Genomic DNA, 15,101 nt, shown 5'->3' on the forward strand with positions numbered 1-15,101 from the left:
TACCCTTACTAACCTTCTTATTTTTGCTCCTGTATTATCACTAAACAGCTTATCACTAAACAGCGTCAGACAAACTGCTGAAGGTAAAGTCACGTATTTTCATCGGCGGTATCATACTGCCATTAACACGTTGGGGTTTACCTAATGCTTCGATATTATTTAACATAACAATTGGGCTTTCATTAAAACGGAAGTTTTTAATTGGAAACTTAATTTTACCGTTCTCAATATAAAAAGTGCCGTCGCGCGTTAAGCCGGTATACAGCAAGGTTTGTGGATCTAACGGCCTAATATACCAAAGACGAGTAACAATAATGCCACGACGAGTGTCTTTGATCATATCTTCAAGACTATCACTACCACCTGCCATAATAATTTGTGAAGGCCCGCCAAATAAACCAGAACCAGCATATGCTGTTGGGGTATATTCCACGCCAGTTTTGCTAGCCCAATAAGGAGAATTAGGCATATTGACTATTTTGCCATCTTTGATCCAATCGGTTTTTGTAACGCGATGTCCGTCACCTGCAAAAGGTGCCGTTGGTGCTTCAGGGTGCATAGGATCTGAATAAATATGAACACGTTCATCAAACAGCTTTTCGCCTAACTTATTGGTTGGTCCGCCTTCTTTACCTTCTTCTTGCTGTTTACTTAAAAAGCTACGACCTTCATCAGCGGTTCGCTGATTCATACTACCAAACATATTATTTAATAATTGCACGCTAGCAGCAGGTTCTAATATAACCGTATATTTGCCCGGTTCTAACTCTTTGGCGCCAGAAGAACCAATAGATTTTTCAATGGCAACTTGTGACGCTGTTTTCGTGTTCAACTTTTTAAAGTCACTATAATCACGAGTAACCCAGCCAGAGCCTTTACCGTCTTCAGTTCTAATAGTTACGGTGAAGTCGACATTAGTAGACTTATTATAAGCGAACAAACCTTTATTATTCATAATCGCAATAAATGTTGTCGCATCTTGTAAAAATCCCGAAGAAACCAGTTTATTTTCTTTAGATGGCTTAATACTATTTTCTGCAGCTAACGCTCGGTCATCAGGGGTTATGTTGGTTGTTGAGTCAAATGCGCTTTTGGGTGCCTCATATTTTTGCTTACTAAACAGTGGCATGCTTTCTGGATTTTCAGGCGCTAACTTTGCTAACTCTTCTGAACGTTTAACCACTTTCATTAATGAGGCGTCGTCAAATTCATTGATCGTGGCAACACCCGTTTTCTTACCAAAAGTAGACTGCACAGACAAAGTTAAATCGCTTTGCTCGCCAGCAGTTGAAACGGTATTACGTGCGGTTCGAATATTGCCGCCAACTTCACCACCTAAATTACACTCACATTCGTCAGCTTTTGAAAATGAAAGTACTTTTTCTAATAACGCTTTCGCGTGTTGTTCTGTTAATATTGTCATGACGCTATGCTTCCTTTTATACTTTATTTTTATCGTCAAATATCAGTAAAATTAAACTTTACGAGCGGTATTGATCACGTTGATATTGTTAAAACGTGTGGTTGGACAACCGTGTGAAACCGCACTAACTTGTGAAGGTTGGCCTTTACCATCAAAAAATGACCCGCCTATGCGATAGTCAGATTTACCCGCCATTTGTGTACAGCTATTCCAAAACTGTTGGGTGTTTGATTGATAAGCCACATCTTCAATCTGCTCAGTAATTTTACCGTTCTTAATTTCAAAAAATAATTGCCCGCCAAATTGAAAGTTATAACGTTGTTGGTCAATCGAAAATGAGCCTCGACCAGCAATATAAATTCCATTTTCAACATCTTTGATAACATCATCAGCCGATATATCTTTATCATTAGGTTTTAAAGAAACATTAGGCATACGTTGAAATTGCACATCTCGCCAGCTTTGTGAATAACAACAGCCATGCGATTCTTTTTGATCGATCATATGCACTTGGTCACGAATTGCTTGGTAATTAACTAACGTACCTTTTTTAACTAAATCCCACTCTTTAGTTTTAACACCTTCGTCATCATAACCCACATTACCTAATGAATAAGGCTGGGTTTTATCAGCAAATAAGTTAACGATATCTGAACCGTAATTAAACTTGCCACTCTTCCACTTATCTAAAGTCGCAAAGCTCGTACCGGCAAAATTAGCTTCATAACCCAATACACGGTCAAGCTCTAAAGGATGCCCTACCGACTCATGAATAGTTAACATTAAGTGGGCTGGGTCTAGTACTAAGTCATATTTACCTGGCTCAACCGATTTTGCTTTTAATTTAGCTTGTAACTGTTTACCCGCAGCAACCGCATCTTCTACTATATCGTAAGAGTTTTTATAACCAACGTTAGCGCCCGAAATACGAATTTTGTCTTCTTCTTTACCATCTAAATATTCAAAGCCCATACCAACAGGGTTGCCCAAGCCAGTACGTTGCTTAAAGCCTTCTTTACCCACTGCGGTTGCAAAAAATGGTGCCCACAAGCGATGTACATCTTGATCAATATATGAACCGTCAGTAGAGGCAAAATATTTTTGTTCGTTCACTAAAAATAAAACCGAGGTAATGTAATTAGCACCATTAGACATAGCCGCATCGTTTACCGACAACAATAAATCTACTTTATCTTTAATAGGAATTTCTAGCGCATTCTTTTTAATGGGCGTATTCCAACTAACATCGCCAACGCCTTTTACTGGTGCAAGTTGTACGGGAACCGTTTGAAATTTAGAATTTGCCATTGCAACAGCTACCGCTTTTTCGGCAGTTTTAGCAATACTGTCTGGTGTCATATTCGACGTGGAAGCAAAGCCCCAAGTGCCATTAGCAATAACTCGAATACCAATACCGGCAGATTCCGTATTAACGATATTGTCTACGCGTGTTTCTTGTGTGGTAACAAACTGATTAAGGTAACGTCCAATACGCGCATCAGCATAAGAAGCGCCCTTTGCTTTTGCGGCGTTTAAGGCAATATCAGCTAGTTTTTTCTTATAAGCGACATCCATGGGTTTATCTAACAATTGATCTGCTGATACCGCGAAGCCTGACATCGGCAACATTAACCCACCAGCACCAACGCCGGTAAGTTTAATAAAATCACGTCTTTGCATTTCCAATCCCTCTTTGTTTTTATTTTAACTTCTTGTTATATTTTATGTTTTTTAAACTAGCTACAAAAAATCCCAAACACACTTAAAAGAAACAACTCGTACCAACATGAGTAGAAAAGCTTCAAGCGGATAAATAACATCCATCAAATATAGCGTAATGTTTGATTCGATAAAAGCGGTTAAAACAATATACGACGATATTTATTAACAATTAAGTTACAAAATATTTACGGCCAAAAAAGTAAGCTCATTATCAGTTTACATAATTCATTTAAAGGGAATTTCAGCGTAACAATATTTAAACCTTTTTTTGGCAAACTCAGAAGACAAGCGTACTGGTATTATCTGATAAGCATAAATATCCATTGAAGCTATTTCTAATGCCGAGTTTTCACTAAATTTCAACTCAATATGACTACTGCTAATAGGCAAGTTCTGGTAGCATAAGCGAAAAATAATTATCGAGTTTCAAAATGAAAATCATCTCTTTTAATATTAATGGTCTACGTGCACGTTTACATCAATTGCAGGCGATTATCGACAAACATCAACCTGATATTATTGGCCTACAGGAAATTAAGGTTCATGATGAGGTTTTTCCGCTAGCTGATGTTGAAGCTATGGGTTATCAGGTTTATTTTCATGGCCAAAAGGCGCACTACGGTGTTGCTATGCTGTGTAAAAAACCTGCAGACGTTGTTACTAAAGGTTTTCCAACTGACGATGATGAAGCTCAAAAGCGTATGATCATGGTACAAACGACCGATGAAAACGGCGAGAAAGTCACGGTATTAAATGGTTACTTCCCTCAAGGTGATAATATTGCCCATGAAACAAAGTACCCTTATAAGCGACAGTTTTACAAAGATTTAATGCAATATTTAAATGAAAATCATACCCCTGATGAAAATATTGTTGTAATGGGAGATATTAATATTTCTCCTACCGATTTAGATATAGGTATTGGTGAGCCAAATAAAAAACGTTGGCTTAAAACCGGTAAATGTAGTTTTCAGCCAGAAGAAAGAGAATGGTTAGCTACCCTGATGAACTGGGGATTTACTGATACTTTTAGAGCACTACATCCAACAAGAGAAGAACGCTATTCGTGGTTTGATTATCGCTCACGTGGCTTTGACGATAACCGTGGACTTCGTATTGATGTGGTACTTGCTACCGAAAAACTTGCAAAGCGCTGTGTAGAGTCAGATGTGGATTATGAATTACGAGGTATAGAAAAGCCTTCTGATCATGCCCCTATTTGGTCTACTTTTAGCAAATAAAATTATAAATAATGATATCTATGACTCCCACGTATTATGCTTGCCCTTTGTGTAGTTTACCCTTGCTCGATCAAGTAGGGGTATTTCGCTGTGAAAACAACCATAGCTTTGATCTTGCCAAAGAAAACTATTTAAATTTATTGCCAGTTCAGTTTAAGCATTCTAAAAACCCGGGTGATAATAAAGCAATGGTTAATGCTCGTCGTGCCTTTTTAGAGCAAGGTTATTATCAACCTCTGATGAACAGACTGTTAGCTTTATATAATGAAAAAGTAACAGCTAATAGCGATAAAGCCACCATGGTTCTCGATGCAGGTTGTGGTGAAGGATTCTATACTCATCAGCATAAAAATGACCAAAATAGCGTTTACGGTGTCGATATTGCCAAAGAAGCCATAAAAAAAGCCGGTAAAAAATATCAACAGTGTCACTTTAGTGTCGCAACGTTATCAAAACTGCCTTTTGCAGAGAGCCTATTTTCTTGGATAGTATCGGTTTATGCGCCAATACTAGAAAAAGAATTTACCCGTGTATTATCACCAGGTGGTTTTTTGTTAACCGTAACTCCGGCTAAGCAACATTTAATGCAATTAAAACAGTGTATTTATGATGACGCTAAAGAGCATGATGTGGAAAAGTTACCCATTGAAAATTTATCACTTGTACATCAAGAAAATGTTTCTTATCAAATGCAGTTAAAGTCGGGACAAGACACCTTAAATTTATTGTCGATGACCCCTTTTGCATTTAAGGCCAGTGAAGAAGTTAAGCAAAACTTGTTAAATCAAGACAACTTTACTTGTCAGGCTGACTTCCTCATTCGTCTTTACCAAAAGTCATAATAAAAAAGCGATACGTTCATGACATATCGCTTCGTTCAAATGCTTAATAACTTATTGTACTTGCTAAGAATTTTTGTAGCGATTTTGAAAAGTTAAATTCAATAACTGAGCAAGGTCTAAGTAACGTGGGCGCTTTGAAGAAAGCTTAACATCCCCGCCACTTTGATTAACACGAGCTACACTTTCTTTGTACCAACCTTCTAATCCTGGCGGTAAAAATTTATCGGCTTTAATGCCCATAAAGATCAAGGCTTGTAACGGAAAGCTCAAAATACATAGAGTGTATAAAAGTGCTTGAGGTAAAACCGCCCAAGAACCAAAATATACTTGCATGATTAAACAAAACAAGGCTAATCCTGGCATTATTTTACACACCAAACGACTCATTCTAACCGCTTGATAATCAGAAAAATATTCGCCAAGTTCTGTGCGCGATGGCCATAAATTAATGTACTTTCGGCCGAGAACTATAATTTCTAAAATAGATAATTTCATAAATTACACACTACATTAGCGGTTGATTAAAAGATAGTACTAACTTGTTACCCCAATAAAATGCAATTAAGGCACAGTCATACTGATATAAGATTATTTTATTATACTTGGCTTAGATCAGGTATATATTATTTAGTATAGCGTGGTGATAATCAATGTTGTTAATTAATGTCGTTAGTCAGAATGTCAAATCCGCTGCTTATAGGATAAATACATTGGTTATGCCACCCAAGTACATTAGAACTGCTGATCATGAACATTCACTACTCCCCATTAAATATTAAGTAGCATTGACTTTGGCCCTCTTATTACACTTAGGTTAGTCATTATTTTTAATAAGTAAATCATTATAATTTTAGGAAGGTAGTCTTTAAGACTAATTTTTAAAATGGCAACTTTTCCGACAAAACGGTCATTAGCTTTGTTAACTCATGAACATATTTAGGGAGAATTTTAACCAGAAATCATTCTATGATTCATGGGCTGATGTAAGGTAATAGCGGTCAGTGCTTTTTCAACTCAGAACGCTAATGTTACTTGTTGTCCACCTCAGGGTGTGTTGTTAGCTAGCAACTTAGCCAACAACCTGATAAGTAATACTATTATTAAACTCCATAATAAAAGCTATAACAATTAATAAAATTCCACCTCCCATAAATATGCGATTAACAAACTTATATTTATGCTCGTTGTTACGTTTATCGTAATGATCAAGCACAACAACAAATAAGCTTAATGAGCCTAGAACCATAGACGTAATTATTAAATTTAATGTTACGCCTGTAAATGTCGTTCCATCGGATGAGCCTTTACCAGGAAGGTACAATTCACCGTGTTGATAACCGTAAACGGCATAACACAATAATCCAAGTCCCCATACTATATTAAAGACTCGCTCTGGTTTTGGGATAGAATTCGGAATATGTACGAACCTTAAAATTGCTAGCTAACGAGCCTGTAGAATTACTCGTTTTTTATATAATTTTTAATCAAAGTACTTTAACTGGATTATTTTCTTTTAACCATCAAAAAAATTTTAGAAAAAAATTTTAGAATGACACTCATTTAAAATACTGGCTTTTAAGTGGATAAGAATATTATTTCGGTGCTGGAAAACAAAGACAGCGTATGATGAATCAAAATTTAATAATGACACTCATCCTATGCCCATAAAGATCAAGGCTTGTAACGGAAAGCTCAAAATACATAGAGTATATAACAGTGCTTGAGGTAAAACCGCCCAAGAACCAAAATATACTTGCATGATTAAACAAAACAAGGCTAATCCTGGCATTATTTTACACACCAAACGACTCATTCTAACCGCTTGATAATCAGCAAAATATTCGCCAAGTTCTGTGCGCGATGGCCATAAATTAATGTACTTTCGGCCGAGAACAATAATTTCTAAAATAGATAATTTCATAAATTACACACTACATTAGCGGTTGATTAAAAGATAGCACTAACTTGTTACCCCAATAAAATGCAATTAAGGCACAGTCATGCTGATATAAGATTATTTTAATATACTTAGCTTAGAACAGGTATATATTATTTAGTATAGCGTGGTGATAATCAATGTTGTTAATTAATGACGTTAGTCAGAATGTCAAATCCGCTGTTTAATGGGTAATTACATTGGTTATGCCACCTAAGTACATTAGAACTGCTGAAGATGAACATTCACTACTCCCCATTAAATATTAAGTAGCATTGACTTTGGCCCTCTTACTAGCACTTAGGTTAGTCATTATTTTTAATAAGTAAATCATTATAATTTTAGGAAGGTAGTCTTTAAGACTAATTTTTAAAATGGCAACTTTTCCGACAAAACGGTCATTAACTTTGTTAACTCATGAACATATTTAAGGAGAATTTTAACCAGAAATCACTCTATGATTCATGGGCTGATGTAAGGTAATAGCGGTCAGTGCTTTTTCATCTCAGAACGCTAATGTTACTTGTTGTCCACCTCAGGGCGTGTTGTTATGTGTAATTTACCGCTTAAAAGGGCCATACATTTTAAGGGTGTCGTCTAATCCATTGATTATGGCAATAAAGTTAAAATCTTCACCGCCTTTATACAAAGTAAATGATAAGCCATCCATCATTAGTTGATTTTTAACTACACAAATATATTTATGATCTATTTTAAACATAATATTTGAAGAATTCTTATCTGTTAACTCATTAGAATTAAATAACTGACGAATATAATTCTCATCACTTTCCGAGCACGATTGAAATCCAACAGCAAATAAATTCGCTGAAAATAAGATGGTTAAAAGTGACAGAATTCTAATTAGTTTCATTTACACAATCGTGGTAGAGCGACCTATTACTAGGCAGACCCCACACAGATCCGGACGTGCGGAACTACCGCATCCGGCTCTTCAGTTATATATTCACTCGTGTAAAACACGACCCTAGTACCAATCGACAAGAATATATCGCTTGCTGACTTTGATACTCTCAATATTGAAATACTCTAACATCTTCTTGAAATTACGCCAGTTATAACTTCGTCGACCACTACGCCTGTTCAACCATTTGTACAAGTTATGTAATACATAGTCATATAAACACGCTAAACTTCGACTATTGTCGGGGAGCCCAAAGTAATTTCTAAACCCTATCAGTTTACGTTTTAATTGTGGCAGCCAATCCCTCAACTTAAATGAGCGTTTCGCTTTGATCCATTGGTAATATTCACTTAGCGTTGCCTTTTGCTTCTTCGCGCCAGTGCGCCGCCGCAGTCTTGGTTTACCCGTTGAATCTGTGCCCCAGTAAAACTCAAACCCTAGAAAGACAAAATGACGTTTTCGACCAACGTGAAATCGGCTGAAGCGCATTAACGATGTTTTGTCTTCTGCAACGTCTAAGTTGAATTTCTTTAATCGCTTCGGTAGTACCTTATAAAAGCGCTCGGCATCATTTGCGAATTGAAACGCACAAACAAAATCATCTGCATAACGTATCATCATTGCTCTGCCGCGCATCTTGGGCTTTACCTTCTTTTCAAACCACAGGTCTAACGCATAATGTAGATAAATATTGGCGAGCACAGGACTGATAATTCCGCCCTGTGGGCTGCCACTCGATGGTTTCGTAAAGACACCATCGGGGGATTTTATCCGCGCCTTTAACCACTGGTTAATTAAGTTAAGTATCGCCTTATCATCGATGCGTTGTTTGAGCATGTTCATCAACCATTCATGGTCAAGGTTGTCGAAGAAGCCTTTAATATCAGCCTCTACAATATAACCATAACCTTGAAACTGTAGATTAAGTGTCAAACTATGCACCGCTTGATGCGCACTTTTATTCGGTCGATAACCATAACTATTGCGCATAAAGTCTTGCTCCCAGATACTTTGCAGGATCTGGCTAACACTTTGTTGCACAAGTTTGTCATCAACCGTTGGCAGACCTAAGGGCCGTTGTTTACCGTTCGATTTAGGGATGAAAATTCGTTTAATATCATTAACTCGGTAGCATTTCTGCTTAAGTTGCTGACCTAAACGATCGATATTTTCGATTAGCTTAGCCTTGTACATAGGCATAGTAATGCCATCAATACCGGGTTTAGCTAATTTATTGAGTTGACCCCAACTTTGATACAAACTATCAGTATTTAGCAGTCCATATAAATTCTGAAATCTGTGCTTGGGGTGGGTATGTGCTTTAAATGCGATGGTATTAAGTGTAGTTGTCATAGTGGTTCCAGCCCTACTTTGTCTGGACTATGTGGCGGCTTAATACCGAATATAACTGTCAGCTCCTTCGCCATGTACAAGGCTTTCCCCTGCGCAGACTACTATGGGCTGATCTGACTTCCAAAGGGTCATCGTTGGCTTTGCTTTTGGCTAAGCTTCCCTACCACTGTCCTTGTGGAACGCCTTTGGATCTCTCAAGTTCTCAATACATCTCTTTATACATGCCACGGCTTAATAACTCCGCTGACTCGCCACAACCTCACCTTTCATTTACTATGAATAACGGCTGCTTTGCATGGACTTCGATGGCGTTACAAACCTCGTCAGTCAGACCTAAAATTTATCGGAGCGATACCAGCACTTCAGGGCCACGACAGCCCCTATGGCCTATATAATTCTCTGTGTACGCTTCACCAATATTGTTCGTGTGATGCAGTCCTCACTGCTGAAAAGCACTTGCTAATCTCACACTCCGCCAAAGGCGCAACACTCGATACAGGTGGTTGGTTAAACCTTACCTGACAGGGACTTTCACCCTGCAAGATGCATCAAGCTTAGCTTGACGCACTAACGCCCAAATAACAGGCTAAGTAATGGTTGGCTAAAATTGTGTAGCGAAACGTAGCCAACTGTTACGTGTCCTTGTTAATTTTCTTGTTAGGTTTTATTTCTAAAACTTCAGCCTTAGCATAATTATTATCAATAATCTTAACCCCTACAACTAACTCGATTACTTCTTCATTTGTTAATGAATTAGCTAATAAAGCTAAATCACCATCTTTAGTATGGCCTTTAAAAAGCTTAGCCATAAGTTTTCGGTTTTGTTTTAGATCAGTTATTCCAACAGAGTAATGATTGTCATACCCCCTTAATGAGGTAACTTGAAATTCACTTTCTAGGACATCCTTTTCGTATTTGTTTTTATCTTTTTCTGCAATTTTATTGATTTCATGCTTACCCAATCTTATGTCACCAAGTTGAATTGAGTCCGCATCGGAAGCCGCAGATATAATTTTTCTAAAAGTGCCATGTAATTGGCCTGATGTATCTTTTAATTGCGGAAGTGCTTCAATAGCTTTTTGCAGAGTCTTTTGTTTTTCAATTTCAATTTCTTTAATATTATCCATATGTGTACCAAGTACAAATGCACCTGAAATGGCTAATGAAATAAAACAAAGAGTAATAGCTGTGATTTTTTGCGTACTAGGTTTGGCCATTGATTCACCAAGTTTATTCAATAAGCCGGTAGCATCTGCTTTTATGTCTGTACTACCTTTTACAATGGTATAAACAAGCTCAATTTCATGTTTGTCAGCTTTTTTTAAAAATCTAGCATCTCCGCCATAAACAGTTTCACCATAAAAACTATTTAAGTTTCTCTGAATAAATGAAAGTTTTTCTAATAAGCCTGCAGGTAAAGTAGAGGAGTACCTTTCACCTTTTATGTTAATAGATATATTTGGCCAATTTTGAAATTCCAAATAATCATCGTATTCCTTAGAATTTAGAATCTTATCTAGTAGCTTCCAAGCATCTTCTTCATTTTTAATTACAACTGATTGCATCAGATATCCTATGTGGGTAACTCTAAAAACCTAACAGCTTATTATGAGGAAAAATTCCTTGTTTAAACAAAGAAAAAATCCTTCTTTCACATTTTAACATAATCAAAACATACCTTATTTATTCAATATCTACAATAAGTTACTAATAAAACATTTCGTTATGTTAAAGACATAAACGAGAATATTTCCTTTTTATTGGATGAAAGCAGGAAATAGCACCAAGCTGTACAAAAATACAGTGCATTTTATTACATAACAAAATAAATATAAACTGCGGAGTCAGGTTCATTGAAATATCAGCAATATGCTTAAGACGAAATATTAGTCGAGTTATACTACGTCTGCTTTAGGCTCACAATTGCCATAAAATAAATGAATAATTACATCTTTATTCTAAATGCTTAAAGATTTTAGGGTGGCAAACTTAAATATAATTTGCTAGCAACGATAAATGCAATTCGGTGGCACTGATGATCGATATTTCCAACTTATTAAACTTATATTAAATCAAACCTACTAATCGTAGAAAATTATTACTTTTATCTTGCCTTGTGAGTAAAAGTGCATTAATGCAAAAAAAACTATGGTTACAAATCACACGTATTATTACTCTACTCTGTGTATTCATGGTTAATATTACGATCTACCCTGATAAAAATACGATCTTTTAGCACTTTGATTACAAATGGGATATTTTAATAACTTATCTAAAAATTATTTTTTTAAATTGCACCTGTCACTTTTTAACCAACACGACAAGGGCTTTACAAACAAACACTTACACAGTTAAACAATAGTTGTACACAATGATACCCACAGCTTATGTGGATATCATTAAATGCACAATTTTTAAATTAGTACATTTAAATAACTTTATATTTAACTCTAGACATATAAATACACTAGCTTGACAGCAATAATTCATTTAATACGACCTAAGCACAGGTTAACCAGTTTATTAAATAGCAACTTAAGCATACTAGGTTGCACTGTATTGCATGATAATCGCTAGAGATCATACGTATTAACCGTTATAGTAATGCCCACAAGATTTAAATTATCGAGAAGTTATTTATGAGCAATTTAACCCTGCGCCGTTTAACTGAAACATTTGCGATTCATAGCTTACAGCATGAAAGTGCTATACCCGATGCGGTATTTAATGCGCCAATATTTTTTCTAGCCAAAACCTATGATGAAATTTCAATTGTGTTACCTGAACACATTGAAATTGATAGCGAAGAAGCTGAACTTGGTTGGCAAGCATTTGAAGTGGTTGGCCCATTAGATTTTAGTTTAACAGGCATAATGTCAAACATATCTACAGTTTTAGCGAATGAAAAAATCAGTATTTTTGCTATTTCTACGTTTGATACCGACTATGTGCTCGTAAAATCAGATAAAATAGCAGCAGCGACAAACGCCCTTATAAAACATAATTATCAAGTAATATAATCAGGAAATAAAATGACAATACTTTATGGCATTAAAAACTGCGATAGCGTAAAAAAAGCAAAAAAATGGTTAGAGCAAGAGAATATTCCTTACCAATTTCACGACTTTAAAACTGACGGTTTAAGCGCTGAATTATTACAAGAATTTATTAGCGCTTCAGATTTAACTTCCTTATTAAATAAACGCAGCACTACATTTCGTAATCTCAGTGATGAAATTAAAAACAACCTTAGCGATGAAGTTATAAAAGAAAACATTCTAGCACAACCTACGTTAGTAAAACGTCCACTGCTTAAACATGACCAAGCATTTTTAGTCGGCTTTAAAGACAGTCAATATCAAGAAATTTTCTGCTAGTTATAACGGTACCTTCATGACAAAACATACAAATATTACCATCTCATTAGCCCAAGCATTAATTGAACGTCCTTCTGTAACCCCAGAAGATTTTGGCTGTCAGCAGCTTATGTCTGAGCGTTTAGCCAAATTAGATTTTAATAATGAAAGCATGGTATTTGAAGATACCACCAACTTATGGTCTCGACGAGGTAACACTGGCCCGGTATTTTGTTTTGCCGGTCACACTGACGTTGTACCCGCTGGAAACCTTGACAGTTGGCATACTCCTCCATTCGATCCTGTAATTACTGACGGCATGCTTTATGGTCGAGGTGCTGCAGATATGAAAGGCAGTTTAGCCGCTATGATTGTCGCTACAGAACGTTTTGTTAACAATCACCCAGATCATAAAGGCTCAATTGCATTTTTGATCACCAGTGACGAAGAAGGCCCATTTATCAACGGTACTACGCGCGTTATTGATACTCTTGAAGCACGAAATGAAAAAATTGATTATTGTATTGTTGGTGAGCCTTCAAGTACGAGTAAACTAGGTGATGTTGTTAAAAATGGCCGTCGAGGCTCTATATCAGGTGAATTAACTATACATGGTAAACAAGGTCATGTCGCCTACCCTGAACATGTTATTAACCCTATTCATAAAGCTATGGCCGCATTAGATGAATTAAGCAAACTTCATTGGGATAACGGCAATGAATATTTTCCACCGACAAGTTTTCAATTATCTAATATACAATCAGGCACCGGGGCAACTAACGTAGTACCGGGTCATTTAACTGCCTTGTTTAACTTAAGATATAGCACAGAATTAACAGCAGAAATGATAGTAGAAAAAGTTGAGGCACTTTTAAATCAGCATCAACTCGACTATGACATAAAGTGGGTATTTAACGGCCAACCTTTTATAACTGAACCGAGCACACTGGTTGACTCTGTTGTTCAAGCGATTAAAACTTGCTGTAAGATTACTCCTGAACTCTCAACCAGCGGCGGCACATCAGACGGCAGATTTATTGCGCCAACAGGTGCACAGGTTATTGAGCTTGGCCCTTGTAATGCAACTATTCATCAAGTTAACGAATGCGTTGCAGTTCAAGACTTAATTTTATTAACTGATGTTTATTACCAAACCTTAGTTAATGCATTAACCGACCATGCCTAACATACCTAACATGAGCGAACTTGAGTTAATATTAACCGGTAAAACTGAGCGTCATATTCATTGGTTAACGCAAAATGTGGGTATTCACCATGAAATGCTATCAGCATTCGCTCAGTTAACATTAGCTGCTAAAGCTGCCGGTTTCGAGCTTTGTATAGCAAGCGGTTTTCGTAGCTTTGATAGACAGTTGGCCATTTGGAACAATAAGTTCTCGGGTATTACTGCTATTAAAGATAAAGCCAATCAAACATTAGCCATTGAAAAACTCAGTGAGCGTGAAAAAATAAACGCCATTATGTTATTCTCCGCATTGCCTGGTGCGAGTCGTCACCATTGGGGCTGCGACATTGATGTATATGCAAAAAATTTATTACCTCAAGATCAAGCGTTAGCACTAGAGCCATGGGAATATCAAAGCTCCGGCTATTTTTATCCTTTAAGTGTGTGGCTTAAAGAACATGCAAAATCGTTTGGCTTCTTTTTACCTTATGATAAATTTCGTGGTGGTGTTGCACAGGAGCCCTGGCACCTTTCGTACCTGTCACTATCGAAAGAATACAAAAAAGTTTATAGCGAGAAACTCTTAGCTGAGACATTGTTAAATACTGATATTCAGGGAAAAAACGAACTTTTACATTTATTACCAGAACTATATCAACGTTACATCATTAACACTGCTAAAGCTTAAAAGTAGCAAACAGCAAAACAGCATTCTTAACTAAAATAAACTAACAGTTTTGGTAAACATAAGATTTAGCCATAAACAGTTTCATTACGACAATAATGAAATTAGATTTATACCTGTATTTGGAGTATTACACTATGACCACTATGAGCACTATGAGCAGCATATTAACTGAAGCTTGGGTTGCACCCACCATTGTCATTATTGCCTTAGTTATATTAATTGGTAATTTAAGTACCTTTCAAAAAAGTGCAAAAACACCTTTGCGTAAAAAAAGTTTAAATGACTTAAAAGAAACCCTACCTAGAACACAAAAATCAGCTCACAAAATGCCAACAGTAACCAAAGAAAGTGATTTAGCCCAGAAAACAAAAAACTCCGATTAACGGAGTTTTTTATCACAATTTATCGCTGAGGATAATTCATTCAACG

15 protein-coding genes are annotated in these 15,101 nt (G+C 36.5%); 7 read left to right on the forward strand and 8 right to left on the reverse strand.

The annotated features are described in order from the left end of the window. Positions 1–55: 55 nt before the first annotated feature. Positions 56–1,423: a TldD/PmbA family protein gene (locus tag AC27H3_RS10010; protein ID WP_487105861.1), complete on the reverse strand. Its 1,368-nt coding sequence runs from the start codon at positions 1,421–1,423 to the stop codon at positions 56–58. A 51-nt stretch (positions 1,424–1,474) separates the two neighbouring features. After that, on the reverse strand, positions 1,475–3,103 hold the full coding sequence (locus tag AC27H3_RS10015) for a TldD/PmbA family protein (RefSeq protein WP_487105863.1): 1,629 nt from the start codon (positions 3,101–3,103) through the stop codon (positions 1,475–1,477). A gap of 473 nt (positions 3,104–3,576) precedes the next feature. Between AC27H3_RS10015 and xthA the strand changes: the two genes are divergently transcribed. Continuing rightward, on the forward strand, positions 3,577–4,386 hold the full coding sequence (gene xthA, locus AC27H3_RS10020) for an exodeoxyribonuclease III (RefSeq protein WP_487105865.1): 810 nt from the start codon (positions 3,577–3,579) through the stop codon (positions 4,384–4,386). A 20-nt stretch (positions 4,387–4,406) separates the two neighbouring features. Then, positions 4,407–5,228, forward strand: coding sequence for a 23S rRNA (guanine(745)-N(1))-methyltransferase (rlmA, locus tag AC27H3_RS10025; RefSeq protein ID WP_487105867.1), 822 nt, complete (start codon positions 4,407–4,409; stop codon positions 5,226–5,228). Positions 5,229–5,291: 63 nt separating this feature from the next. Here the strand turns inward: rlmA and yfbV are convergent, their stop codons facing one another. The 6 genes from yfbV to AC27H3_RS10055 form a co-directional block, all read right to left on the reverse strand. Then, positions 5,292–5,723, reverse strand: a complete 432-nt coding sequence (gene yfbV / locus AC27H3_RS10030) for a terminus macrodomain insulation protein YfbV (protein ID WP_487105869.1) — start codon at positions 5,721–5,723, stop codon at positions 5,292–5,294. A 574-nt stretch (positions 5,724–6,297) separates the two neighbouring features. Further along, a complete protein-coding gene (locus AC27H3_RS10035; RefSeq protein ID WP_487105870.1) occupies positions 6,298–6,585 on the reverse strand; it encodes a hypothetical protein in 288 nt (95 codons plus the stop codon). 294 nt (positions 6,586–6,879) lie between these two features. Next, positions 6,880–7,149 carry a DUF412 family protein gene (locus AC27H3_RS10040; RefSeq protein WP_487105872.1) on the reverse strand — a complete coding sequence of 90 codons (270 nt, stop codon included), beginning with the start codon at positions 7,147–7,149 and terminating at the stop codon, positions 6,880–6,882. A gap of 574 nt (positions 7,150–7,723) precedes the next feature. After that, positions 7,724–7,885, reverse strand: a complete 162-nt coding sequence (locus tag AC27H3_RS10045; RefSeq protein WP_487105874.1) for a hypothetical protein — start codon at positions 7,883–7,885, stop codon at positions 7,724–7,726. A 267-nt stretch (positions 7,886–8,152) separates the two neighbouring features. Further along, positions 8,153–9,442: a group II intron reverse transcriptase/maturase gene (gene ltrA / locus AC27H3_RS10050; protein ID WP_487105875.1), complete on the reverse strand. Its 1,290-nt coding sequence runs from the start codon at positions 9,440–9,442 to the stop codon at positions 8,153–8,155. A 632-nt stretch (positions 9,443–10,074) separates the two neighbouring features. Further along, on the reverse strand, positions 10,075–11,007 hold the full coding sequence (locus tag AC27H3_RS10055; RefSeq protein ID WP_487105876.1) for a hypothetical protein: 933 nt from the start codon (positions 11,005–11,007) through the stop codon (positions 10,075–10,077). A 1,074-nt stretch (positions 11,008–12,081) separates the two neighbouring features. On the opposite strand from AC27H3_RS10055, the gene AC27H3_RS10060 reads away from it, so the two are divergent. The 5 genes from AC27H3_RS10060 (at position 12,082) to AC27H3_RS10080 (ending at position 15,055) form a co-directional block, all read left to right on the forward strand. Continuing rightward, positions 12,082–12,462, forward strand: a complete 381-nt coding sequence (locus tag AC27H3_RS10060; protein WP_487105878.1) for an ACT domain-containing protein — start codon at positions 12,082–12,084, stop codon at positions 12,460–12,462. Positions 12,463–12,474: 12 nt separating this feature from the next. Beyond that, positions 12,475–12,819: an ArsC family reductase gene (locus AC27H3_RS10065; protein WP_487105880.1), complete on the forward strand. Its 345-nt coding sequence runs from the start codon at positions 12,475–12,477 to the stop codon at positions 12,817–12,819. 16 nt (positions 12,820–12,835) lie between these two features. Beyond that, on the forward strand, positions 12,836–13,984 hold the full coding sequence (dapE, locus tag AC27H3_RS10070; RefSeq protein WP_487105881.1) for a succinyl-diaminopimelate desuccinylase: 1,149 nt from the start codon (positions 12,836–12,838) through the stop codon (positions 13,982–13,984). Further along, a complete protein-coding gene (locus AC27H3_RS10075; protein WP_487105883.1) occupies positions 13,977–14,672 on the forward strand; it encodes a M15 family metallopeptidase in 696 nt (231 codons plus the stop codon). The genes dapE and AC27H3_RS10075 overlap by 8 nt, the downstream gene beginning before the upstream one ends. Before the next feature lie 134 nt (positions 14,673–14,806). Further along, on the forward strand, positions 14,807–15,055 hold the full coding sequence (locus AC27H3_RS10080) for a hypothetical protein (protein ID WP_487105885.1): 249 nt from the start codon (positions 14,807–14,809) through the stop codon (positions 15,053–15,055). The last annotated feature ends 46 nt before the right edge of the window (positions 15,056–15,101 follow it).

This window comes from Colwellia sp. NW0002-52-1, assembly GCF_057550865.1.